Origin of the sequence: Dactylosporangium sp. CS-047395, assembly GCF_050942185.1 — a bacterium.
GTDB lineage: Bacteria > Actinomycetota > Actinomycetes > Mycobacteriales > Micromonosporaceae > Dactylosporangium.
The window spans coordinates 2,048,027-2,070,523 of sequence record NZ_CP192015.1 but is presented as its reverse complement, the minus strand read 5'-3'; the positions used below and the strand labels follow the sequence as shown (position 1 = coordinate 2,070,523).

At 71.2% G+C, this 22,497-nt stretch carries 23 protein-coding genes; 12 read left to right on the top strand and 11 right to left on the bottom strand.

Annotation, left to right across the window (positions count from 1 at the left end; all coding sequences use genetic code 11):
• The first annotated feature begins 82 nt into the window (after positions 1–82).
• The gene (locus tag ACQP00_RS09595) at positions 83–1,042 is read left to right on the top strand and encodes a quinone oxidoreductase family protein (protein WP_433217398.1); all 960 of its coding nucleotides are present in this window, start codon (positions 83–85) and stop codon (positions 1,040–1,042) included.
• Positions 1,043–1,123: 81 nt separating this feature from the next.
• Positions 1,124–2,674 carry an MFS transporter gene (locus ACQP00_RS09590; RefSeq protein ID WP_433217395.1) on the top strand — a complete coding sequence of 517 codons (1,551 nt, stop codon included), beginning with the start codon at positions 1,124–1,126 and terminating at the stop codon, positions 2,672–2,674.
• 259 nt (positions 2,675–2,933) lie between these two features.
• Here the strand turns inward: ACQP00_RS09590 and ACQP00_RS09585 are convergent, their stop codons facing one another.
• On the bottom strand, positions 2,934–3,827 hold the full coding sequence (locus ACQP00_RS09585; RefSeq protein ID WP_433217392.1) for a serine protein kinase RIO: 894 nt from the start codon (positions 3,825–3,827) through the stop codon (positions 2,934–2,936).
• Positions 3,828–3,970: 143 nt separating this feature from the next.
• Positions 3,971–4,618, bottom strand: coding sequence for an HAD family hydrolase (locus ACQP00_RS09580; RefSeq protein WP_433058013.1), 648 nt, complete (start codon positions 4,616–4,618; stop codon positions 3,971–3,973).
• Between the two features lie 154 nt (positions 4,619–4,772).
• On the opposite strand from ACQP00_RS09580, the gene ACQP00_RS09575 reads away from it, so the two are divergent.
• The 6 genes from ACQP00_RS09575 to ACQP00_RS09550 all read left to right on the top strand — a co-directional run bounded on the left by ACQP00_RS09575 (position 4,773) and on the right by ACQP00_RS09550 (position 8,975).
• Positions 4,773–5,357 carry a TetR/AcrR family transcriptional regulator gene (locus tag ACQP00_RS09575; protein ID WP_433217389.1) on the top strand — a complete coding sequence of 195 codons (585 nt, stop codon included), beginning with the start codon at positions 4,773–4,775 and terminating at the stop codon, positions 5,355–5,357.
• A gap of 81 nt (positions 5,358–5,438) precedes the next feature.
• Positions 5,439–6,380 (top strand): TIGR04222 domain-containing membrane protein, encoded by a 942-nt coding sequence (locus ACQP00_RS09570; protein ID WP_433217386.1) that lies wholly within the window; start codon positions 5,439–5,441, stop codon positions 6,378–6,380.
• Positions 6,377–7,201 carry a DUF692 domain-containing protein gene (locus tag ACQP00_RS09565; protein WP_433217383.1) on the top strand — a complete coding sequence of 275 codons (825 nt, stop codon included), beginning with the start codon at positions 6,377–6,379 and terminating at the stop codon, positions 7,199–7,201. The genes ACQP00_RS09570 and ACQP00_RS09565 overlap by 4 nt, the downstream gene beginning before the upstream one ends.
• Entirely contained in the window at positions 7,198–7,593 is a 396-nt protein-coding gene (locus ACQP00_RS09560) for a hypothetical protein (RefSeq protein WP_433217381.1), read from the top strand. Before ACQP00_RS09565 ends, ACQP00_RS09560 begins: the two co-directional genes overlap by 4 nt.
• Before the next feature lie 258 nt (positions 7,594–7,851).
• Entirely contained in the window at positions 7,852–8,091 is a 240-nt protein-coding gene (locus ACQP00_RS09555; RefSeq protein ID WP_433217378.1) for a hypothetical protein, read from the top strand.
• A 119-nt stretch (positions 8,092–8,210) separates the two neighbouring features.
• A complete protein-coding gene (locus ACQP00_RS09550; protein ID WP_433217375.1) occupies positions 8,211–8,975 on the top strand; it encodes a caspase family protein in 765 nt (254 codons plus the stop codon).
• Positions 8,976–9,658: 683 nt separating this feature from the next.
• Here the strand turns inward: ACQP00_RS09550 and ACQP00_RS09545 are convergent.
• The 3 genes from ACQP00_RS09545 to ACQP00_RS09535 form a co-directional block, all read right to left on the bottom strand.
• A complete protein-coding gene (locus ACQP00_RS09545; RefSeq protein ID WP_433217372.1) occupies positions 9,659–11,572 on the bottom strand; it encodes an ABC transporter ATP-binding protein in 1,914 nt (637 codons plus the stop codon).
• 116 nt (positions 11,573–11,688) lie between these two features.
• Positions 11,689–12,465 (bottom strand): enoyl-CoA hydratase/isomerase family protein, encoded by a 777-nt coding sequence (locus tag ACQP00_RS09540; protein ID WP_433217369.1) that lies wholly within the window; start codon positions 12,463–12,465, stop codon positions 11,689–11,691.
• The gene (locus tag ACQP00_RS09535; protein WP_223102223.1) at positions 12,462–12,686 is read right to left on the bottom strand and encodes a helix-turn-helix domain-containing protein; all 225 of its coding nucleotides are present in this window, start codon (positions 12,684–12,686) and stop codon (positions 12,462–12,464) included. The genes ACQP00_RS09540 and ACQP00_RS09535 overlap by 4 nt, the downstream gene beginning before the upstream one ends.
• A gap of 714 nt (positions 12,687–13,400) precedes the next feature.
• Here ACQP00_RS09535 and ACQP00_RS09530 point away from each other — a divergent pair.
• Positions 13,401–14,156 carry a hypothetical protein gene (locus ACQP00_RS09530; RefSeq protein WP_433217366.1) on the top strand — a complete coding sequence of 252 codons (756 nt, stop codon included), beginning with the start codon at positions 13,401–13,403 and terminating at the stop codon, positions 14,154–14,156.
• On the opposite strand, the gene ACQP00_RS09525 is transcribed toward ACQP00_RS09530, so the two are convergent.
• On the bottom strand, positions 14,088–14,777 hold the full coding sequence (locus ACQP00_RS09525) for a TetR/AcrR family transcriptional regulator (protein ID WP_433217363.1): 690 nt from the start codon (positions 14,775–14,777) through the stop codon (positions 14,088–14,090). The genes ACQP00_RS09530 and ACQP00_RS09525 overlap by 69 nt on opposite strands.
• A gap of 104 nt (positions 14,778–14,881) precedes the next feature.
• On the opposite strand from ACQP00_RS09525, the gene ACQP00_RS09520 reads away from it, so the two are divergent.
• Both ACQP00_RS09520 and ACQP00_RS09515 read left to right on the top strand, forming a co-directional pair.
• Positions 14,882–15,952, top strand: coding sequence for a hypothetical protein (locus ACQP00_RS09520; protein ID WP_433217360.1), 1,071 nt, complete (start codon positions 14,882–14,884; stop codon positions 15,950–15,952).
• 343 nt (positions 15,953–16,295) lie between these two features.
• Positions 16,296–16,940, top strand: coding sequence for a LysE family transporter (locus ACQP00_RS09515; RefSeq protein WP_433217357.1), 645 nt, complete (start codon positions 16,296–16,298; stop codon positions 16,938–16,940).
• Positions 16,941–17,006: 66 nt separating this feature from the next.
• Here ACQP00_RS09515 and ACQP00_RS09510 read toward each other — a convergent pair whose 3' ends face one another.
• Positions 17,007–17,681, bottom strand: a complete 675-nt coding sequence (locus ACQP00_RS09510) for a DNA alkylation repair protein (RefSeq protein ID WP_433217354.1) — start codon at positions 17,679–17,681, stop codon at positions 17,007–17,009.
• Entirely contained in the window at positions 17,678–18,613 is a 936-nt protein-coding gene (gene ypfJ, locus ACQP00_RS09505; RefSeq protein ID WP_433217351.1) for a KPN_02809 family neutral zinc metallopeptidase, read from the bottom strand. The genes ACQP00_RS09510 and ypfJ overlap by 4 nt, the downstream gene beginning before the upstream one ends.
• A 192-nt stretch (positions 18,614–18,805) precedes the next feature.
• Between ypfJ and ACQP00_RS09500 the strand changes: the two genes are divergently transcribed.
• On the top strand, positions 18,806–20,404 hold the full coding sequence (locus ACQP00_RS09500; RefSeq protein WP_433217348.1) for an ABC-F family ATP-binding cassette domain-containing protein: 1,599 nt from the start codon (positions 18,806–18,808) through the stop codon (positions 20,402–20,404).
• A 59-nt stretch (positions 20,405–20,463) separates the two neighbouring features.
• Here ACQP00_RS09500 and ACQP00_RS09495 read toward each other — a convergent pair whose 3' ends face one another.
• Genes ACQP00_RS09495 through ACQP00_RS09485 form a run of 3 tightly spaced genes read right to left on the bottom strand, consistent with a single transcriptional unit; the run spans position 20,464 to position 22,492 of the window.
• Complete coding sequence (locus ACQP00_RS09495) at positions 20,464–20,790, bottom strand: metal-sulfur cluster assembly factor (RefSeq protein WP_433217345.1); 327 nt, start codon at positions 20,788–20,790, stop codon at positions 20,464–20,466.
• Positions 20,787–21,245: a Fe-S cluster assembly sulfur transfer protein SufU gene (gene sufU / locus ACQP00_RS09490; RefSeq protein WP_433057982.1), complete on the bottom strand. Its 459-nt coding sequence runs from the start codon at positions 21,243–21,245 to the stop codon at positions 20,787–20,789. Before sufU ends, ACQP00_RS09495 begins: the two co-directional genes overlap by 4 nt.
• Positions 21,245–22,492, bottom strand: a complete 1,248-nt coding sequence (locus tag ACQP00_RS09485; RefSeq protein WP_433217342.1) for a cysteine desulfurase — start codon at positions 22,490–22,492, stop codon at positions 21,245–21,247. Before ACQP00_RS09485 ends, sufU begins: the two co-directional genes overlap by 1 nt.
• Positions 22,493–22,497 lie beyond the last annotated feature (5 nt).

The following is a 22,497-nucleotide window of genomic DNA, read 5'->3' as shown; positions in this document are numbered from 1 at the left end:
GGATGCTACGGCAGCGGTACGACAATTCCGATCGGCGGTTTGGGGTAGACAAGAACCTGACAAATCAAGGAGGCAACGGCACATGCGCGCTGTGGTGTTCGGCGAGTACGGCGATCGTTCGGTCCTGCACGTCGAGGAGCGGCCCGACCCCAGGCCCGGCCCCGGTGAGGTGCTCGTGCTGGTGCAGGCCAGCGGGGTCAACTTCATCGACGTGTACCAGCGGACGGGCGCCTATCAGGTGCCGCTCCCGGCGATGCTGGGCAGCGAGGGGGCCGGCACCGTGCTCTCCTTCGCCGATGACGTGCTCGGCCTCGCGCCGGGCGACCGGGTGGCCTGGACCGGCGTTCCCGGCAGCCACGCCGAGCAGGCCCTGGTGCCGGCCGAGCGGCTCGTCCCGGTGCCCGAGGACGTCTCGACCGAGCAGGCGGCCGCCCTGATGCTGCAGGGCCTGACCGCGCACTACCTGACCCACGACTCGTACGCCGTCCGCCCCGGCAGTGCCGTGCTCGTCCACGCCGCCGCCGGCGGGATGGGCCAGCTCATCACGCGGATCGTCACGCACCTCGGCGGCCGGGTGGTCGCGACCGCCTCGACGCCGCAGAAGCGGGACCTGGCCACGGCGGCGGGTGCGGTCCACGCCGTGCCCTACGAGGACGCCCTGGACGCCGTGCGCGAGGTGACGGGCGGGATCGGGGTCGACGCGGTGTACGACGGCGTGGGGAAGGACACGTTCGAGACCAGCCTGCAGGCCCTGCGCCCGCGCGGCACCCTCGTGCTCTTCGGTTCGGCCAGCGGGAAGGTCCCGCCCTTCGACCCGCTGCGCCTGATGACCGGTTCCTATTTCCTCACCCGGCCCACCCTGGCCCATTTCACAGCCTCGCGACCGGAATTGCTGGAACGCGCGGAAACGCTGTTCGGATGGGTCGCCGACGGCATTGTGGACGCGGCCGTCACGGGGCGTTATCCGCTGGATGCGGTGGCCGAGGCATACGCGGCACTGGAGGGTCGCCAATCCACCGGAAAGCTGCTCATTATTCCGTGATCACGGTCTCACAATGCGAACCTGACGAAATTCGCGCCGTGCCGCCCCGGTAGACCTTCAATGGTTCAGGGGGGTTACCGCATGAGTCACCTCTCCACCGGTGGCAAGCACGAGGCGCACGCGAGCGACGTGGTCTCGACGCCGCTGCACGCGTATCCGAAGCGCTGGTTCGCGCTGGCGATCATCGCCGTGGCCCAGCTCATGGTCGTGCTGGACGCGACCGTGGTCAATGTCGCGCTCCCGCACGCCAAGGCCGACCTGGGCATCAGCGACGCCAACCAGCAGTGGGTGGTCACCGCCTACACGCTGACGTTCGGCGGGCTGCTGCTGCTCGGCGGCCGGATCGCCGACTACTGGGGCCGCAAGCGCACCTTCGTGGTCGGCATCATCGGCTTCGCGCTGGCCTCGGCCCTGGGCGGCGCGGCCTGGAACGACACGTCGCTGTTCCTGGCCCGCGGCCTGCAGGGCGTCTTCGGCGCGCTGCTCGCCCCGGCGTCGCTGGCCCTGCTCAGCGTGCTCTTCGTCGACCCGAAGGAGCGGGCCAAGGCGTTCGGCGTCTACGGCGCGATCGCCGGCGGCGGCGCGGCCCTCGGCCTGGTCCTCGGCGGCCTGCTCACCGAGTACGCGAACTGGCGCTGGTGCCTGCTGGTCAACATCCCGGTCGCGCTGATCGCGATCGCGCTGGCCGTGCCGATCGTGCCGGAGAGCCGGGCGCACGGGAACACGCGCTACGACATCCCGGGCGCGATCCTGGCCACGCTCGGCCTGAGCCTGCTCGTCTACGGCTTCACCAAGGCGGGCGAGACCGACGCCCAGATGAACTTGAAGTACGGCTGGGGTTCCCCCGTCACGCTCGGGTTCGTCGGCGTCGCCCTGCTGCTGCTCGCGCTGTTCGTGGTCGTCGAGGCGCGCATCAAGAACCCGCTCCTGCCGTTGCGCGTGATCGCCCACCGCACCCGCGGCGGCGCCTATCTGGCCTCGACCTTGATCGGCGCCGGGTTCATCGGCGCGATCTTCTTCGTCACGTTGTACTTCCAGCTGGTCCTCGGCTACACCCCGCTCAAGTCCGGCGTGCACTCGCTGCCGGTCTCGGTCGGCGTCGTGACCGCGGCCGGCCTGGCCAGTGCGCTGCTCCCCCGCTTCGGTCCCAAGCCGATCATGGCCGCGGGCGGCGTCATCGCGGCCGTCGGCATGGTGCTGCTGACCCGCATCGGCGTCGACACCTCGTACGCCACCCACGTCCTGCCCGCGATGCTCATCCTCGGCTTCGGCCTGGGCCTCACGTTCGTGCCGATGGGCAACATCGCCCTGATCGGCGTGGACGAGCACGACGCGGGCGCGGCGAGCGCCGTGGTGAACGCGTCCCAGCAGGTCGGCGGCTCGCTCGGCACCGCGCTGCTCAACACCGTGGCGATCACGGCAGCGACGGCGTACGGGCGCGACCACCTCCCGTCCTCGCCCGACCCGGCCGCGATGGCGAGCATGCGGGCGCACGCGATGGTGGACGGCTACGTGACGGCGTTCTGGTGGGGCTCGGCGCTGCTGATCGTCGCGGCGATCGTCGTATTCGTCCTCGTCAAGGCCACGAAGCGCGACGTGCCTGCTGAGGGCGCTGCTGTGCACATGGGGTGAGGCTTTCGACCCGAAAAATCCAGATAGCTTCGCGATCCGGATTTTTCGGACTTATGCCCCGTCAGGCGAAAAATCGGATAAGTCGCGGCGCGCCAGCGCCCGACTTATCGGACAAGAGCGGAACGTCAGCGCGGCCCGACTTATCGGACAACAACAGAAAACACCCGAAGCAGCGGTAACGGCGGCCACCCTCCCCGCCGGCGCCGCGCCCACTGCGGCCCGCCCGGTCACGAATCCGGGCGGGCCGCAGTCCAACCGGTCAGCGCACCCCGGCGTCGTGCAACAGCTCCACGACGAGCGGTTCGGGATCGACGGCGAAACCCTTGCCCGTGAACCAGCGCGCCACGTTCGCCACGTCGCGCGCGAGGAACTGGGCCCCGTTCGGGTTGATCACGATGTCGACGATCTGCGGCAGGTCGATGAAGACCAGCCGTTCGCCGTCGACCAGCAGGTTGTACGGGGACAGGTCGCCGTGGGCCACCCCGGCCCGGGCGAGCACCCGCAGCCCGTCGACGAGCTGCCACCACAGCGACTCCAGCTCCGGGCGGGAAGGCCGGGTCTGGGCGAGTCTGGGCGCGGCCGTACCGTCCGGCGCCCCCACGAATTCGAGCATGAGCTCGGTTCCCAGGAGCTGCACCGGGTACGGCACGCTCACCCCCAGGCTCCACAGCTGCCCGAGCGCGGCGAACTCGGCCGCCGCCCACTGCCCGGCGATGGCCTCCCGCCCGAACGAGGTGCGGCTCGCCATGGCCCGGGTGACGCGGGACTCGCGGACGCGGCGGCCCTCGAGGTACCCGGAGTCGCGATGGAACATGCGGTGCTCGGCGGCCCGGTAGCGCTTCGCCGCCAGCAGCGAGCGCCGGCCGTCGGGGACCGCGCGCTCCACGAGGTGGACGTCGGCCTCCTTGCCGGTCTTGAGGATGCCGAGCTCGGCGTCCCGGGCCGCGAGCTCGGTCACGACCCAGCCGGGGCGGGGTTCGGGGCCGTGCAGCACGCCGGGAGCGTCCCAGGTGGTGTAGGTGTCATCGTCCTCGGACGGAGCGTCCGAGGTGTCCCACGCCGTGTCGAAGTCGTGGGAGAGGCGCTTCAGAAAGTTCGGGTCGTCGTCATCGAAGCGACGACGGCGTGGTGAAGCGAAGTCTTGGTCGCGCAACGCGAGGTCTCCTGAGTCGAGGAAGGAAGAGGGTTCATGAGCATGCGAAAGCGCGCCGTGACGGCAGTCATGCGAACCAGCCCCCTCTCGACTCGAAGTTGGTGCCATCGTGGAGTACCGGATGGCGCTGCGCAACTGATTTTCTAACGGGACGCCATGACCTCGGCGATGGCCGCGATCACGCCGTCGGCCGTCCTGGTCGGCTCGTAGCGCGACTCGATCCAGCGGCGGCCCCGGTGCAGCCAGACGCTGCGCACGCCCACCGCGTCGGCCCCGCCGATGTCGGCCTCGGGGCTGTCGCCGATGAGCCACGCGCCGGAGAGCCGCATCCGGGCCCGCTCGGCGGCGATGGCGAAGATGCGCGGATTGGGTTTGCGCACACCGGCTTCCTCGGAGATGACCCAGTCAGCGAGGTACCGGTCGAGCCCGGTCTTTCGGAGCTTCTCCTCCTGCTGACGCGACTCGCCGTTGGTCACGACCACCGGCACCCAGCCGGAGTCCTCGGCGATGGCCAGGGCGCACGCGGTGAGCGGGTCGAGGCGGATCCGGTCCATGATCGCCTGGCGGATCTCCTCGACCAGGTCGAGCGCGCTGTACCGCAGCCCGTAGCGCTCCCGCAGGCCCTCGGCCACGTCCCAGGCGGAACCCATGCCGTCGGCGTCCACCGAGAGCAGCCAGTCGAGGTCGTAGTCCGGCGCGCCGATCTCCGCCAGGAACCCGGTCGCCCACGCACGGAACGCCCCAGCCCTGTCAAGCAGGGTGTCGTCCAGGCTGAGCAACAACAGGGGCACGCGGGCAGGGTACGTGACCCGATTGATATCGAACAGATCCTCATGTTCGCGTTCGGGCCGACAAACTCCCGCAAATGGGCATCAATCGGGGGTAAGAAACATGGGCGAAACGCCCCTGTATGCAAACCGTATGTACGGCTTGCATAATCGACAGGTGCCCAGGGTGAGCCAGGACCAGCTCGACGCGCGCCGGAAGGAGATCCTTACCGGCGCCCGGACGTGCTTCGCCCGGCACGGCTACGAGGGCGCGACCGTGCGGCGGCTCGAGGAGGAGATCGGCCTCTCGCGCGGCGCGATCTTCCACCACTTCCGCGACAAGGACTCGCTCTTCCTGGCCGTCGCCGAGGACGACGCCGCCACCATGGTATCGACGGTCGCCCAGCACGGCCTCGTCCAGGTGATGCGCGACCTGCTCGCCTCCGCCGGCGCGGCCGACGGCGAGCCCGACGTGACGGGCTGGCTCGGCAGCCAGCTGGAGGTGTCGCGGCGGCTGCGCACCGACCCCGAGTTCGCCAAGCGCTGGTCCGCCCGCTCCGAGGCCGTCGCCGCCGCCACCCGCGAGCGCCTGCAGCGCCAGCTCGAGGCCGGCGTGCTGCGCGACGACGTGCCGATCGGCATCCTGGCCCAGTTCCTGGAGCTGGCGTACGACGGCCTCGTGCTGCATCTCGCCACCGGCCGGCCGGTGCAGGACCTGGAGGCGGTATTGAGCCTGGTCGAGGCGGCGGTACGGCGGAACTGAGCCGCGGTATCCGCCACAAGGTTTGCTCAAGTGACCGACCGGTGACGTGCCCCACTCGACAGCGGCACCCACACTGAGCCCATGACGACATCGATCGTGGCGGGGCCGGGTGACACCTGGGGCATCCCGGGCCCGCAGTTCCTGTGGCTGTACATCGGCCTCGCCCTCGTTGCGATCATCGGCGTGCTCATCTGGCGGCGCTCGATCACCAAGGGCCCGTCGCTGCGCAACGCCCGCGACCTCACCTCGACCCAGGCCGCGCTGATCAACGCCGATCGCCGCCTCGCCGTCTACAGCTCGCTCGCCGCCCTGCGGGCCGCGGGCAGCATCGAGACCGACAAGCGCGGATACATCCGCCAGACCGCCCTCCCGCCGACCGGCGCGTCCGAGCTCGACCGGGCCATCTACTCGCTGGCCCACAACGGCATCACCACGACGGGCGTGCTCACCCACGCGACCGTGCGCGCCATCCTCGACCGCAACGAGGCCGAGCTGGCCCAGGCCGGCTGGATCCTCGACGAGCAGACCCGCCGCACCGTACGCATGGGCGCGCTGGTCGTCTTCGGCGTCGTCCTGCTCGGCATCGTCCGGGTCTTCGCCGGCGTCAGCAACAACCGGCCGGTCACCAACCTGGTCCTGCTCATCATCCCGGTCGCCGTCATCGCCTTCGTGCTGCTGGCGGTGCCGCGGGTCTCCTCGGCCGGCAAGACCAAGCTCACCATGATGCGCGCGGCCGCGAAGCACCTGTCGCCGACCCAGAAGCCGTCCTGGTCCACCTACGGCCCGCAGGCCGCCGCGCTCAGCGTCGGGCTCTTCGGCGTCGGCGCGTTCTGGCTGGCCGACCCGGCGTTCGCGTCGGAGGCCGAGCTGCAGCGGCACATCACGCAGACCGGCTTCACCGGGTACTCGTCCTCCTCCGACGGCGGCTCCTCGTCCTCCTCGTGCTCCAGCGGTTCGAGCTGCTCCAGCGGCTCCAGTTGCGGCGGCGGCGGTGGTTGCGGCGGCGGAGGATGCGGGGGATGAGCAACGCGAGCTACGGCGTCGGCATCGGCTGGCGCCCGGAGATCGCCGGCTACGTGGCCGGCCTGCCCGGCCTGCGCTTCACCGAGGTCGTGGCCGAGTCGCTGCACACCCATGACGCCCTGCCCGACGCGCTCGCCGAGCTCGTCGGGCGCGGGGTCACCGTCATCCCGCACGGCGTGAAGCTGTCGCTCGGGGGCGCCGAACCGATCGCCGACGAGCGCGCCGCCCACCTGTTCGAGTGCGCCCGACTGCTCGACGCGCCGATGGTAAGCGAGCACATCGCATTCGTGCGCGCCGGTGGGATGGAGGCGGGCCATCTTCTGCCGGTACCGCGCACGCGTGCCTCCGTCGCCGCCATCGTCGCGAACGTCCGGCGGACGCAGTCGGCGCTCGGTGGCGTACCGCTGGCGCTGGAACCCATCGCGGCGCTGTTCGACTGGCCGGACGCCGAGCTCACCGAGGCCCAGTTCCTGACCGAGATCCTGGACCGGACCGGCTGCCGGCTTCTGCTCGACATCGCCAACGTGTACGCGAACGCGCGCAACCGCCACGAGCCGCCCACCGCCCTGCTGGACGAGCTGCCCCTCGAGCGCATCGCGTACGTCCACGTGGCCGGCGGCCAGGACCACGGCGGCTTCTACCACGACACGCACACCGACGCGATCCCCGCCGAGGTCCTGGCCCTGGTCAAGGACCTCTGCGCCCGCACCACCCCGCCGGCCCTGATGCTGGAGCGCGACGGCGACTACCCACCGGCCGCCGCCCTGACCGCCGAACTCGACGCGATCGCGGCGGCCGCGGGCTGGCCGGCGATCACGTGACCGACCTGGCCGCCCTGGCCGCGCAGCAGGAGGCCCTGGTCGCCGCCCTGGTCGCGGGCGGTCCCCTGCCGGCCGGTTTTGACGAGTCCGCGGTACAGGCGACGCGCGTGGCCCTGCGCCGCAAGCGCGCCGGCGAGGTGGCCCAGCGCTGGCCCTTCCTGGCCGCGTCGTACGGGGCCGGCTGGACCTCGACCTTCGCGGCCTGGGCGGCGTCCCACCCGCCGAACGGCTCGCTCCGCGACGGCTGGGACTTCGCCCGGGCGATGGGCGACTCGCTGCCACCCCTGGCCCGCGAGGAACTGGCGGCGCGGGAGGCGGAGCTGTCGTACGACGGCGCCTCGGCACCCGTCCCCCGCCGCCGCTCGCGCTGGTCGCGCCTGCGTCGCCGGTAGCGGATTCCGGACAGTACGAGCCCGAATGACCGGGCCGTTCACGAGGATCGGTCCACAACGGAATCCGAAGCTCAGGGCCCTGCCGCCTGCCGAGGGAGCGTCGGCAAACGAACCCAAACGACAGGATCCGAACGATCTGTCCGGGCTTGTATCAGGAACAACCAACCCGTCCTCATGTCACCTGAACCGGTGCCGCCACCGAACGGCGTCACCACAGCGGGGACGGAGATCGACCATGCAGCCTCAACCTTTACCGGTGTGCCCGCTTCTGTGCCCGGCGCCCGCCCGGCCATGAGCTCCTCCTCCTCAGGCTCCGGCGACGACGAGGACGAGGCCCTGCTCACCGAACTCCGCCGCCTGTTCGCCCAGGCCGACCCGCCCCCGCCGAGCCCGCCCACGGACCGCCCGGCGCGCAGCGCACCGCCCTCGCGCATGGCGTGGGACGACTTCGAACGCCCGCGCCGGCGCCCGCTGTCCTCGCCCCCGCCTCCGCCCTAGCTGTCCGATTTGTGCGTATGAGCGAGGGGCGCGGATCTAGCGGTACCGCGGACCCAACCGCGCCCACCCTCCGTGACGCCACCAGTGCGTAAGGCTCACATCCGACCCACGGGGGAACCATGAAACTCGCACTGTGCATCGGCATCAACGACTACCCCGGCACCGAGAACGACCTGGCCGGCTGCCGCAACGACGCCGAGGACTGGGCGGCGGCGCTCACCGCCCGCGGCTTCAGCACCCGCCTCCTGCTGGACGCGGCGGCAACGGGCGAAGCCATCCGAGCCGGCATCGGCGACCTCCTGTCCGCCACCGTCCACGACGACGCCTTCGTCATCACCTACTCCGGCCACGGCACCTGGCTCCCCGACACCGACGGCGACGAGCCCGACCACCGCGACGAGGCCATCTGCCCGCACGACATCGCCACGAACGGCCCCCTGCTGGACGACGAGCTCCACGAGCTGTTCTCAAGAGCAAACCCCGGCGTCCGTACCGTCCTGATCTCCGACTCCTGCCACTCCGGCACCCTGACCAGGCTCAACCACCCCATCGGCGACCACCCCGCGCGCACCCGGTTCCTGCCCCCGGCAACGTTCCTGCCGACCACGGCGCGCCCCCGCCGGCGCCCCACCGACCGCCGCCCCACGGCCCTGCTCCTGTCCGGCTGCTCCGACCTCGAGTACGCCTACGACGCCACCTTCAACACCCGCCCCAACGGCGCCTTCACGTACGTGGCCCTGACCGCCCTGCAGTCCCTCCCGCCGTCGGCCACGTACACGGACTGGCTGGACTCGATCCGCCGCGCCCTGCCGAGCCAGGACTACCCGCAGACCCCGGCGCTACAGGCCACGAGATCCCAGCTGGCCTGGCCGCTGCTGAGCTGAGTTCCCGAAAGCGGTGGGGGAGCTTCGCTCCACCCACACCCCCTCAACACCGTCGCCGGCCGGACGGCAGCACAGACGTCAGCCGGCATCGCGTCCTTCGCCTCGCGCACCAGCATCGGACGGCCGAAGCGAGCCGAACCCGACTCGGATGTACGCACGGGCGGCGGCCAGACCGAACCTGGCCGGCCGCACGCACGCTCGCACCGCCTCATCACCCGCACCCGCGCATGACCGCGGCCGCCCGGTCATGTTCGCCACCGAGCAACGCCCGCCCGATCAATCGCTTGCGGCGCAACGGTTCCAGCCGCACCACTCCCCCGGCCGACGCCGCGCGGGACCGTCGCCGACCAAGCAGGCATCGACCGCGTTGATCCAAGCGGCGTCGAGGTAACTCGTGGTCGGTGAACGTCACACGCCGGGCGATGCGCGAGTTGCTGTGCGGCCGACGTGAAGTGCGGTCGGAGGTGAACAGTGCACGGGCGTCGAAGGGTCATCGTCCGGGTGCGGGCGGTGCCGGCCGTGCCAGCGGTGGCGGCGGTGCCAGCGGTGGCGGCGGTGCCAGCGGTGGCGGTCGGGCGGTGGCGGTGGCGGTCGGGTGGTGGCGGTGGCGGTCGGGCGGTGCGAGCGGTGGCGGTCGGGCGGTGCGGGCGGTGGCGGTGGCGGGCGGTGCCGGCGGTGCGGCGTCAGGCTGTCGTGGTCGGGTGGGGTAGCGGCGAGTCCACCACCGCGAACTGCGTCCGGTAAAGCTCCGCATAAAGCCCGCCCGCCACCACCAGCGCGTCGTGGGTGCCGCGTTCGACGATGCGGCCCTCGTCGACGACCAGGATTTCGTCGGCGTCGCGGATGGTGCTGAGGCGGTGGGCGATGACCAGGGCGGTGCGACCCGACAGGGCTTCGGCCAGGGCGCGCTGGACGGCGGCCTCCGATTCTGAGTCGAGGTGGGCGGTGGCCTCGTCGAGGATGACGATCGACGGGGCCTTGAGCAGCAGGCGGGCGATCGCGATGCGTTGCTTCTCGCCGCCCGAGAAGCGGTAGCCGCGCTCGCCCACCACCGTGTCCAGGGCGTCGGGCAGGGATTCGACGAGCTCGCCGACCTGGGCGCGGTGCAGGGCGGTCCACAGCTCGTCGTCGGTGGCGTCGGGCCTGGCGTAGCGCAGGTTCTCGGCGATCGTCTCGTGGAACAGGTGCGAGTCCTGGGTCACGACGCCGATCGTGTCGCGCAGTGACTGCAGGGTTGCCTCGCGTACGTCGATGCCGCCCACCAGCACCGCGCCCGCCGTCGCGTCGTAGACCCGGGGCAGCAGCATGGCCGTCGTCGACTTGCCGGCGCCGGACGGGCCGACCAGCGCGACCATCTTGCCGGGGGCCACGCTGAACGTGACGCCGCGCAGGACCTCGTCGGTGACGGTGCGGTCGAGGGTGACCACGTCCTCGAGCGAGGCGAGCGAGACCTCGGCCGCCGACGGGTACCGGAAGTGCACGTCCCGGAACTCGACCGTCGCCGCCCCGCGGGGGATCTCGCGGGCGTCCGGCCGCTCGGCGATCGACGGCGAAAGGTCCAGCACCTCAAAGACGCGCTCGAAACTCACGAGTGCGCTCATGACGTCCACGCGCACGTTCGACAGGGCCGTCAGCGGGCCGTAGAGCCGCGTGAGCAACAGGGCCAGGGTCACGACCGTGCCGGCGGTGATCCGGCCCTGTACGGCCAGCCAGCCGCCCAGGCCGTAGGTCAGCGCCTGGGCCAGGGAGGCCACCAGCAGCATGCTGACGAAGAACACGCGGCTGTACATCGCGGTCTGGATTCCGATGTCGCGCACCCGCCCGGCCCGCTCACCGAACCGCTCGGCCTCGTCGTCGGGGCGGCCGAAGAGCTTGACCAGCAGAGCGCCCGCCACCCCGAACCGCTCGGTCATGGTCGCGTTCATCTTCGCGTCGAGCTGGTACGCCTCGCGGGTGATGGCGGCCAGCCGCCGGCCCACCCGCCGCGCCGGGAGGATGAACAGCGGGAGCATGACCAGGGACAGCAGGGTGATCTGCCACGACAGGGTGAGCATCACGGCCGCCGTCAGCACCAGCTGGATGACGTTGCTGACCACCCCCGACAGCGTCGAGGTGAAGGCCCGCTGGGCACCCTGCACGTCGTTGTTCAGGCGGCTGACCAGAGCGCCGGTCTGCGTGCGGGTGAAGAACTGCAGCGGCATGCGCTGGACGTGGTCGTACACCAGCCGGCGCAGGGTGAGGATGATGCCCTCGCCGATACGGGCGGAATACCACCGCTGGACGAGCGACAGCAGCGAGTCGACCACGGCGAGGGCCCCGATCAGCAGCGCGATCCGCACCACCGCGGCCCCGGCGTCGGGCCCGCCCGCGCCGATCTTGTTGACCACGTCGCCGGCCAGGTAGGGGGTCGCGACCCCGATGCCGGCCCCGACCACCACCGTGAGCAGGAAGACGGCGATGTCGCGCCGATACGGCCGGGCGAACCGCATGATCCGCCTGGTCGTGTCGCGGCCGAGTTTCCGGCCCGCCAGCTCGTCGGCCTTGCGCAGCGAGCGCAGGGTCTCCCACCCTGACATGCTGCTCATCGGCGAGGACATTGCCGCACACCCCCGAAACCCAGAAGTACCTGCCGGGCTGATTGTGCCCGGCAGGTACGACAACTTTTCGGGAGCGCCGCGACTTCCCGGTCGCGACCAGGTCTTTGTACCTAGGTCTACTCGCCCTGACCCACCAGGTCGGCGATGCGCCGCAGCTGTGCCGCGCGCTCGGCGGCCTCCTGCTGCGCGAACGTGTGCCCCGCGGCCTGCCCGATCAGGGCCTTGATCTCGATCACCGCGTCCCGCGCGCCGGCCAGTACGGCGGCGGCGAGATCCCTGGCGGCCTCGTCGAGTTCGTCACGAGGTACCACCACATTGGCCAGGCCGATCTGGGACGCCTCCGGTGCCGACACGCGCCGCCCGGTGACGCACAGCTCGAGCGCCCGGGCGTAGCCGACCAGCTCGACCAGGCGCTTGGTGCCGCCGAGGTCGGGCACGAGGCCGAGCTTGATCTCGGCCATGCTGAACGAGACGTCTTCCGCCACGACCCGGAAGTCGCAGGCCAGCGCGATTTGAAAGCCGGCCCCGATGGCATGGCCCTGCACCGCCGCGATGGAGATCAGCGAGGGCCGGCGCAGCCAGGCGAACGCCTCCTGGAAGCCGGCGATGCGGGCGTCGGAGTCCGAGCCGGCGGCGATCTCGCCGAGCATCGCGGTCGCGGCCTTGGTGTCGAGCCCGGCTGAGAAGGCCCGTCCGTCGCCGCGGACGATGACGACGCGGACGTCACCCGGCAGTGTCCGACCGAACTCGCGCAGGTCGGCCCAGAGTGCGGGGGTCTGCGCGTTCAGGACCTGGGGCCGGCACAACGTCACCGTCGCGACCGGCCCGTCGAGGTCGAATCGCGCCTCGCCCGATCCGGGCGCGGCGCTTGCCGAGGAGATTTGCGCGTTCACGCCTTCTTGCGACGCCGGGCGCCGCCACGCTGACGAAGCTGAACGCCGGATTCGGTCAGCACCCGGTGCACGAATCCATAGGAACGGCCGGTGGAAGCGGCGAGCGCACGGATACTCTCACCGTTGGTGTACCGCTTCACGAGGTCCTTCGCCAGCGTCTGCCTTTCGGCGCCGATGATCCGGCGACCCTTCTCGGTGCTGGTGGTGGCGGTGGCTGCCATGCTGATCCCTCACGTCCCAGACAGAGCGGTTGGTGCGGTCCCACCTATTAGACCGCCTCGAACGATCATGCGCTAGATATCGACGGGGCGCCAACCGACACGCAGAGCATTGTCGCCTACCCGATACCGTGATGCGCCGTGATGAGCGAACCGCCCGCCGACCGACCGAGCACTGCGCACCGTGAGCGCCGCGATGCGCTGCGTTGGCTCCTGCTGGCGCTCGGCGGCCTCGCGCTGGCGGCCCTCGCCGTGCAGCTGGACGCCCGTCTTGGCACCGCAAGCGCCCCCTTCCTCGGCAGGTACAAGATCAGGATCGGTCCCGGCTCGGTGCTGGCGCCCCTCGTCGCGGCCGGCGTCCTGTGGGCCGCCGCGACACCGAGGTTCACCCGGCTGAGATGGCACGAAATTCAGCTATTCGGGTACGTGGCCGGCCTGGCGTGGGCTATCGCTTTGGCGCTTGTCGATGGCTGGTCGGGCCTCACGAAAGCCCTTGGTTCACCCGAGGAATATCTGGGCGACGTCGCACAGGTGGGAACCGAACCACTGACATACCTCAGACATTTCACGGCCGACGCCGGGTACCACTCGGTAGCTTCCCGCGGCCATCCTCCGGGCCCCGTACTCTTTTTGTGGGCGCTGCAACGAATCGGCGTCAGCGACCACATTGTCCTCGGTTTCCTGATCACCGCGGTATCGGTACTCACGATTCCCCTCGTGCTCGCCGCGGTGCGCGACTCGGTCGGCGAGGAGGCCGCGCGACGGTACCTTCCGGTGCTCGTCCTGGCCCCCTACGCGATCTGGACCGCGGTCAGCCTCGACGGCCTCGTCGCCGTCCTGGGCGCCGCTGCGATCGTCTCCGGCCTGCGCGCGAGCCGCCGCCGGGTGCGCGGGTGGGCGGCCACCGGCTGGGCCGTCCTGGCCGGCCTGCTGATCGGGGTCGCCGCGCTGTTCTCCTACTCGTCCCCATGGCTCGGGCTCTCCCTGGTCTGCGTGTACTTCGCCCGCCGCCGCGCCTCCCTCAACGTCCTCAGCGGCGTGGGCGCCCTGCTGCCCGTCCTCGGCGCCCAGCTGCTCGGCTTCGGCTGGAGCGACGGCCTGGTGGCCGCGGAGACGGACTACGCCGCGCGGGTGGCGCCGTACCGCTCGGTGCTCTGGTGGAGCGCCATCAGCGTCGTGGTGCTGCTCCTGGCGACCGGCCCGCCGCTCTACGCGTCCGCGCGCAAGGTCCGCAACACCGCGATGTGGCCGTTCCTGGTCGGCGCGGGCGCGGCGGTGGTCTTCTCGATCGCGGCCGGCCTGGCCCGCGGCGGCGTCGAGCACGCCTGGCTGCCGTTCTTCCCCTGGCTCACGGTCGCCGCGGTGGCCCCGGAACGCCCGGCCGGCGACCCACCCCCGGCGCCGCTACTCCTCGTGGGCCTGGGCGCGATCGCCGCCGTGCTCATCGAGGGCGTCCTGGCCACGCCCTGGTGAGCGCAGCTCCGCAAAGCGATCGCCGCCTTGCTCACCGAGGGCGTCCTCGTCACGCCCTGGTGAAAGCAGGTCCGCGCGCAACGCGGCCAGCGCCTCGTCGACCACGTCGCGCAGCCGCGTGTCGTCGTCGCGGTCGAGCCACTCGGTGACCGAGCCGTACATCAGCGTCACCGCCGTCTCGGCCAGCAGCCCCGCCCGCAGCGGCGCCAGCCCCCGCGCGATGAGGCCGTCCCGGGCCGCCGCGGCCACCGCCGCCCGCTTGTGCAGGTCGCGCTCGCGCAGCCCCGGGTCGGTGGCCACGATCGCGCGCCGCCGCCGGATGGCCTCCTTCTGACCCTCGAACTGCCGCTCGGCGAGCAGCCGCAGGCCCTCCACGATGACCGTCAGCGGCTCCCCCGCCGGCGCGGCCGCCATCAGCTCGGCCGCGAGCGCCGGGATCTCGGCCTCGTCCGCGAACAGGACCTCGCGCTTGTCGGCGAAGTGCCGGAAGAACGTGCGCGTCGTCAGCCCGGCCCGCGCCGTGATCGCCGGCACCGTGGTCGCGGCGAACCCCTGCTCGGCGAACAGCTCGAGCGCCGCCTCCCGCAGACGCTCCCGCGCGTCCGGCCGCCATCGCGCCATGCCCCGAGTGTACCGGTGATGACATGTCGTGTCATCGGCGCTATGGTCATGACACGGCGTGTCGTCACGAGAGGCGGCCGCCACTCCCAGGGCGGAGCTGTGCCATGACTGAGGTTTGGGTTCTCGGCGGTACCGGCCGCAGCGGCCGCGCCATCGCGACCGCGCTCCGGCAGCGGGGCATCGAGCCGGTGCTCGTCGGACGGGACGCCGAGCGGCTGAAGGCAGCGGCCGGCGGACTGCGCACCGTCGTGGCCGGCTCGGTCGCCGAAACCGCCACCGCCATCCGCCGCGACCGGCCGGCCGTGGTCGTCAACACCATCGGCCCGTTTCTCGAGACCGCCGCACCGATCCTGGCCGCGTGCCTGCCGTCGAGCCACTACCTCGACCTCGCCAACGACCTGGCGGCGGTCGGCGCACTGCTCGGCCGCGACGCGGAACTGACCGCCGCCGGGCGCACCGCCGTCACCGGGGCCGGCTTCGGCGTGACCGCCACCGAGAGCGTCGTGGTCAAGCTGTGCGAGGGCCGCCCCACCCCGCACCGCGTCCGGGTCGACATGGTCCCGTCGCTGGCGAGCGAGGCCGGACTGGTCGGCGACGCGCTGGCCGGCACGATCGTCGAGGGCATCCCGGGTGTACCGGGCGGAAGCCGCTTCCAGAGCCGCCGCTACCACGCCGGCCGCCTCGCCCCCGCACCCCTCGGCGGCGACCCGATGCGCCTCGTGCTCCCGGACGGATCGGCGGTGACCACGGCGGGCATGCCGCTCGGCGAACTGATGGCCGCCCAGCGCGCCAGCGGAGCCGCCGACGTCCTCGCCGCGTCGAGCGAGGCCCCGTCCTCCCCCACCGCCCGCGCACTGTTCCCGGTGGCGACCACGTTGCTGAACATCGGACCGCTGCGTGCTCTGGCCCGCCGTCGTTTGGCGTCGGTACGCACCAAGCCCCACCCCAAGCCCCGCGAGCACTCCTGGGGCCACGCCGTCATCGACTGGCCCGACGGCACCTCACGGGAGGGCTGGCTACGGGTCGGCGACGCCCAGACCTGGACCGCGACCGTCCCCGCCGAGGTGGTCCGCCGCCTGCTGGCGTCCGAGGGAAAGCCCGGCGCCTGGACCCCGGCCGCCCTGTTCGGCCCCACACTGGCCGAATCGTGCGGCGGCGAGTACCAGCTCGGCTGAGCCTGCCACCCACCGAAAACCCCGCCCGCCGCGCCCGCCCGGTCCCATGCTGGCCGACGTGGACAGCAGCAAGCACCGGCCGACGCGGACGGCAACAAGCACCGGCCAACACGGGAGACAGCAAGCACCCAGCCGACGCGGGCGGCAGCGAGCAAAGGCCGAAACGGAAGGCGCCGAACGAGCCGGGGGCGTAAATCACTGGCAGGCGGCGGACCAGGGACGGCATCATCGCCCGCATGAGTCGATCCCGGATGTTGCCGCTCGTCGTACCTGTCGCCGCCGGCGAGGGGTCGAAGCGACAGCAGGCCGGCACCCCGACGGAGGCGAGCCGCAAGCAGCGGTCGTGAGCGCCGGGATCGGCGGGGCGGTCGGCGGCGGCCTCCTCGCCGGGTACGCCGTCGCGATCCCGGTCGGGGCCATCGGCGCGCTCATCGTCACCCTGGCCTCGCGGCACTCCTGGAAGGTCGGCGCGGCCGCCGCGCTCGGGGTCGCCACCGCGGACGGGCTCTACGCGGTCGTCGCGGTGCTCGGCGGGGCGGCGCTCGCGGGAGTCATCGCGCCGATTTCCGGGTGGCTGCGGTGGGTGGCGTTCGCGGTACTGCTGGCGCTGGCCCTGAAAATCGCCCGCGACGCACTCACGCACCGCGGCGAAGCGGCCACCGCGCGGAAGGCCGACGGGCGGATGGCGCGGCCGGGCGGGGCGTTTCTGAGCCTGCTCGCGCTGACCCTGCTCAACCCGGCGACGATCGTCTACTTCGGATCGCTCGTCCTCGGGCGGCAGGCGGACGACGGCCTGTCCACCGGGCTGCAGGCGCTCTGGGTGGCGGCGGCCTTCGTGGCCTCCGCGAGCTGGCAGCTGTTCCTGGCCGCGAGCGGTTCACTGCTCGGCCGCCTGCTCACCGGCGCCCGCGGTCGACTGTGGACGGCCCTGAGCTCCAGCGCCGTCATAGCCGTGCTCGCCGTAATGCTCGTCATCCCCGGTTCGTAAGCACCTGGCGACCCCGGAAAAAACGTCATCCCAGGTTCGCGAGCGCCTGACGACCTCGGAAAAACGTCACCCTAGGTTCTTGAGGGCTTCACGCACGGAGAGCGGCGACAGGCCGGGGTGGGTGTCCACAAAGGAGCGCACCCCGGCCGGGTCCGTCTTGGCGTACTCCCGCAGCGCCCACCCGATCCCCTTGCGAATGAAGAAGTCCCGCTCCCCGGCCCACGCCTCGCAGTAGTCGAACAGCCGGTGGCGATCGGTCTGGTCGCGGTACTTCAGCTGATGCAGGATCGCCGTGCGCACCAGCCAAAGATCCGTTCCGGGCGCGGTCCACGCGTCCATGGTGGACCGCTCGGCCGGGAACGCGCGGACGATCGGACCGACCACATTGGACGCCAGCGCGTCGACCGTGTCCCACCACGACTTGGTGGTGATCAGCTCGTGCAGCAGCGGCATCGAGGCCGGCGTGAGCATCCGGGCGTGCTTGATGAGGTAGTCGCAGGCGAAGTACTGGTACTCCCGCTCCGGCAGCGCCCAGCACGCCCGCGCCGTCGCCGCGAGGTCGGCCTCGGTCGGATGGGGACTGTCGCGCAACACCTCACGGGTGAGTGAACGGCGCGGCACGCTGGTGATGCCGAGGAACGCGAAGCGGTCACGCATGTAAGCGCGCATCGGCGCGGCCTTGCCGGGGTCGGCGGCCGCGCCGAAGACGCGCTGCAATCGCTCGAGGAGCGGGGTCGTCACAGGTTGTTGGTCGCGAAGGTGTCGCACTGCCGCGGGTCGCCCGTGTTGTACCCCTGGGTGAACCACTTCTTGCGCTGGGCCGACGTGCCGTGGGTGAAGCCGTCGGGGTTGACCCGCTGGCCCGCCTTCTTCTGGATCGTGTCGTCACCGATCGCCTCGGCGGTCTGCACGGCCTCGTCGATGTCCTGCTGGGTGATCGACTTGAACAGCGCGTCGCCCTGCGGGTCCTTCGTCTCGGTGGCGTGGTTGGCCCAGGTGCCGGCGTAGCAGTCGGCCTGCAGCTCCAGCCGCACGGAGGCGGAGTTGGCGCCCTGCTGCGCGCCCTGCTCGGCCTTGGCGTTGGTGCCGAGCAGGTTCTGGATGTGGTGGCCGTACTCGTGGGCCAGCACGTACGGCGCCGCAAACTCGCCCGACGCGCCGAAGCGGCTGTTGAGCTCGTTGTAGAAGGTCAGGTCGATGTACACCTGGCTGTCGGCCGGGCAGTAGAACGGCCCGACGCCGGAGTCGGCCGCCCCGCAGCCGGTGTTGACCTGGTTGCTGAAGAAGTTGGTCTTGGCCGGGGTGTAGTCCTTGCCGAACGCGGCCGGCATCTCCGTCTTCCAGTACGCCTGGACGGAGTTGATGTACAGCACGTTGCGGCAGTCGGCGTTCTTGAAGCGGTCCGGGTTCGACTTGTCGCACGACTTGTCGATGTTCGCGTTGTCGGGCTTGTTGTCGCCGCCGCCCCCGCCGAGCAGGCCGCTGCCGAACAGGCCCCCGCCGCCGCAAAGGACCACGGCCAGGATGATGACCGTCACGATGATGCCGCCGCGGCCGCCGCCGATCGGGATCGGAATCCCGCCGATGCCGCCGCCGCCTCCACCGCCTCCGCCCGACCCGCGCAGGTCGTTGACCTGGCTGGTATCGAGATCGGCGTCGTCGTTGAACTCCATGGCACACCTCGGGGGGTTGGAATCGACCGGCGTCTGCTAGGCGGCACGTACCCGATGATCTTGTGACGTAATCGTGTGGCGGGGCTACCGGGGTCGCACGGTAGACTATCGGCGTGATCACGCAGAGGGAGTGACTCCAGTACGACACCCGGAGTCTGTTCTGTTTCTTCTGCCCGAAAGTGAGTCTTCGCTGTGATCACGGCCACCGGCCTTGAGCTGCGCGCGGGTGCGCGAATCCTGCTCAGCGACATCAACCTGCGCGTCCAGCCCGGCGACCGCATCGGCCTCGTGGGCCGCAACGGCGCCGGCAAGACCACCACCCTCAAGGTGCTCGCGGGTGAAGGCACCCCGCACGCCGGCCAGGTGGACCAGCGCGGCCCGGTCGGCTACCTGCCGCAGGACCCCCGCACGGGCGATCTCGAGGTCACCGCCCGCGACCGCGTCCTCTCCGCGCGCGGCCTGGACACCATCTACGCCGAGATGAAGGCCCTGGAGGCCAAACTCGGTGACGACGAACGACTGATCCGCCGGTACGGCCAGCTCGAAGACCAGTTCGCCGGCCTGGGCGGCTACGCGGCCGAGGCCGAGGCCGCGCGGATCTGTGCCAACCTCGGCCTGCCGGACCGGGTCCTGAGCCAGACTATCGGCACCATGTCCGGCGGTCAGCGGCGCCGCATCGAGCTGGCCCGCATCCTGTTCCGCGACGCGAGCGCCACCGGCGGCGGCATCCTGCTGCTCGACGAGCCCACCAACCACCTGGACGCGGACAGCATCACCTGGCTGCGCGGCTTCCTGTCCAGCCACAAGGGCGGCCTCGTGGTCATCTCCCACGACGTCGACCTGCTGGACGCGATCGTCAACAAGGTGTGGTACCTCGACGCCAACCGCTCGACGATCGACTTCTACAACGTGGGCTGGAAGCTGTACCAGCAGCAACGCGAGACCGACGAGAAGCGCCGCCGCCGCGAGCGCGCCAACGCCGAGAAGAAGGCCGGCGCCCTGATGGCCCAGGCCGACAAGATGCGCGCCAAGGCCACCAAGACGGTGGCCGCCCAGAACATGGCCCGCCGCGCCGAACGCATGCTGGACGGCCTCGAAGAGGTCCGCGTGGCCGACCGCGTCGCGAAGGTCCGCTTCCCCGAGCCCAAGCCCTGCGGCAAGACCCCGCTGACGGCGCGCGGCCTGTCCAAGTCGTACGGCTCGCTGGAAATCTTCATGGACGTCAACGTGGCGGTCGACCGCGGCTCCCGCGTGGCCATCCTGGGCCTCAACGGCGCCGGCAAGACCACCCTCCTGCGCATGCTGGCCGGCGAGCTCGACCCCGACACCGGCGAGGTCAGCCCGGGCCACGGCCTCCAGCGCGGCTACTACGCCCAGGAACACGAACAACTGGAAGTCCACCGCACGATCCTGGAGATCATGCGCTCGGCCGCCCCCGACCAGAACGACACCGAACTGCGCAAGATCCTCGGCGCGTTCCTGTTCACCGGCGACGACGTGGACAAGCCCGCGGGTGTACTGTCCGGCGGCGAAAAAACCCGCCTCGCCCTCGCCACCTTGGTCTGCTCCGGCGCGAACGTCCTGCTCCTCGACGAGCCCACGAACAACCTCGACCCGGTGAGCCGCGAACAGGTCCTGGACGCCATCGCCCGCTACCCCGGCGCCATCGTCCTCGTCACCCACGACCCGGGCGCCGTCCAGGCCCTCAAGCCCGACCGCGCCATCCTCCTCCCCGACGGCGTCGAGGACACCTGGAGCGACGACCTCCTGGAACTCGTCGAACTCGCCTGACGCACAGCAAACGCCCCGCTCGCCGGAGAACGGCGGCGGGGCGTTTTCGTGGCCTCAGCTCAGACGTTGAACCCGAGGGCGCGGAGCTGGTCGCGACCTTCATCCGTGATCTTGTCGGGCCCCCACGGCGGGAGCCAGACCCAGTTGATGCGGATGTCCGAGACCAGGCCGCCGCCCGGGCCGGTGCACAGGGCCGTGCGCGCCTGGTCCTCGATGACGTCGGTCAGGGGGCAGGCCGCCGAGGTCAGCGTCATGTCCAGGGTGGCGACGTTCTCCTCGTCGACGTGGATGCCGTAGACGAGGCCGAGGTCGACGACGTTGATCCCCAGTTCGGGGTCGACGACGTCCTTCATCGCCTCTTCGATGTCGGGCAGGGCCGCGGTCATGGGGACTCCTCAACAACGGGGGCAGCGGACGCCCGGGCGAGGGCGTCCTTGAAGGCCATCCAGGGCAGCAGCGCGCACTTCACGCGCGCCGGGTATTTGGCGACGCCCGCGAAGGCCACGGCGTCCTCCAGGATCTCCTCGTCCGGCTCGACCTGGCCGCGGCCGGCCATGAGCTCGGCGAAGGCCTCGTGGCGACGCAGGGAGTCGGCGACCGTGGCCCCCTTGAGCAGGTCGTAGAGGACGCTGGCGGAGGCCTGGCTGATCGAGCAGCCCATGCCCTCGTACGACACGTCGGCGACGCTGCCCGCCTTGAGCTGGACGCGCAGGGTCACCTCGTCGCCGCACGTCGGGTTGACGTGGTGCGCCTCGGCGTCGAACGGGTCGCGCAGGCCGCGGCCGTGCGGGTGCTTGTAGTGGTCCAGGATGATCTCCTGGTACAGCTGGTCGATCTGCATCAGGCGAAGACCTTCCGGACCCGCTCGATCCCGCGGACCAGCGCGTCGATCTCTTCCGTGGTCGTGTACAGGTAGAACGAGGCGCGGGTGGTGGCCGGAACGCCGAAGCGCACGCACGTCGGCCGGGCGCAGTGGTGGCCGACGCGGACCTGCACGCCGTCGTCGTCGAGGATCTGCCCCACGTCGTGCGGGTGCACGCCGTCGACCGTGAACGAGATCGTCGCGCCCCGATCGACCAAATCCGAAGGGCCGATGATCCGCACGTACGGCAACGAGCCCAGCGCGTCCAGGGCGTGCGCGACGAGCGCCTTCTCGTGGGCGACGACGTTGTCCATGCCGGCCGCGGTCAGGTAGTCCACGGCCGCGCCGAGCCCGACGGCCTGCACGATCGGCGGGGTGCCGGCCTCGAAGCGGGCCGGCGGCGGCATGAACGTGGTGCCGGTCATCGACACCGTCTCGATCATCGAGCCGCCGCCGAGGAACGGGGGCATCGCGTCGAGCAGCTCGTAGCGGCCCCACAGCGCCCCGATGCCGGTCGGGCCGAGCATCTTGTGGCCGGTGAAGGCCACGAAGTCGGCGCCGAGCGCGGCCACGTCGACCGGCACGTGCGGCACCGACTGGGAGCCGTCGAGCAGCACCAGCGCGCCGGCCGCGTGGGCCTTGGCGATGAGCAGCTCGACCGGGTTGATGGTGCCCAGGATGTTCGAGTAGTGCACGACCGAGACGAGCTTGGTGCGCTCGTTGATGAGCTCGTCGATGTTCGACAGGTCCAGCCGGCCCTCGTCGGTCATCCCGAACCAGCGCAGCGTCGCGCCGGTGCGCTGGGCGAGCAGCTGCCACGGCACGATGTTGGAGTGGTGCTCCATCTCGGTCACGACGATCTCGTCGCCGGGGCCGAGGCGGAAGCGCGGGTCGTCCGACGTCGCCGTGAACGCGTGCGCGACCAGGTTGATCGCCTCGGTCGAGTTCTTGGTGAAGACGATCTCGGTCGGCGACGGGGCCCCGACGAAGGCCGCGATCCGCTCGCGCGCCCCCTCGTAGGCCTCCGTCGACTCGGTGCCCAGCGTGTGCACCGACCGGGCCACGTTCGCGTTGTGCCGCTCGTAGTGCTCGCGCACGGCATCGATCACCTGGCGCGGTTTCTGCGCGGTGTTGCCCGAGTCGAGGTACACCAGCGGCTTGCCGTTGATGGTCCGGTCGAGGATCGGGAAGTCCTTGCGGAGCGACTCAACGTCGAGGGCGGTCATCGGAA

Excerpts from the sequence above, each read along its gene's own strand:
- ACQP00_RS09520 (WP_433217360.1), top strand. The coding sequence starts at position 14,882 with ATGACTGAGGTTTGGGTTCTCGGCGGTACCGGCCGCAGCGGCCGCGCC.
- ypfJ (WP_433217351.1), bottom strand. The coding sequence starts at position 18,613 with ATGGAGTTCAACGACGACGCCGATCTCGATACCAGCCAGGTCAACGAC.
- ACQP00_RS09485 (WP_433217342.1), bottom strand. The coding sequence starts at position 22,492 with ATGACCGCCCTCGACGTTGAGTCGCTCCGCAAGGACTTCCCGATCCTC.
- ACQP00_RS09570 (WP_433217386.1), top strand. The coding sequence starts at position 5,439 with ATGACGACATCGATCGTGGCGGGGCCGGGTGACACCTGGGGCATCCCG.
- ACQP00_RS09545 (WP_433217372.1), bottom strand. The coding sequence starts at position 11,572 with ATGTCCTCGCCGATGAGCAGCATGTCAGGGTGGGAGACCCTGCGCTCG.
- ACQP00_RS09550 (WP_433217375.1), top strand. The coding sequence starts at position 8,211 with ATGAAACTCGCACTGTGCATCGGCATCAACGACTACCCCGGCACCGAG.
- ACQP00_RS09565 (WP_433217383.1), top strand. The coding sequence starts at position 6,377 with ATGAGCAACGCGAGCTACGGCGTCGGCATCGGCTGGCGCCCGGAGATC.
- ACQP00_RS09590 (WP_433217395.1), top strand. The coding sequence starts at position 1,124 with ATGAGTCACCTCTCCACCGGTGGCAAGCACGAGGCGCACGCGAGCGAC.
- ACQP00_RS09495 (WP_433217345.1), bottom strand. The coding sequence starts at position 20,790 with ATGACCGCGGCCCTGCCCGACATCGAAGAGGCGATGAAGGACGTCGTC.
- ACQP00_RS09595 (WP_433217398.1), top strand. The coding sequence starts at position 83 with ATGCGCGCTGTGGTGTTCGGCGAGTACGGCGATCGTTCGGTCCTGCAC.
- ACQP00_RS09535 (WP_223102223.1), bottom strand. The coding sequence starts at position 12,686 with ATGGCAGCCACCGCCACCACCAGCACCGAGAAGGGTCGCCGGATCATC.
- ACQP00_RS09525 (WP_433217363.1), bottom strand. The coding sequence starts at position 14,777 with ATGGCGCGATGGCGGCCGGACGCGCGGGAGCGTCTGCGGGAGGCGGCG.
- sufU (WP_433057982.1), bottom strand. The coding sequence starts at position 21,245 with ATGCAGATCGACCAGCTGTACCAGGAGATCATCCTGGACCACTACAAG.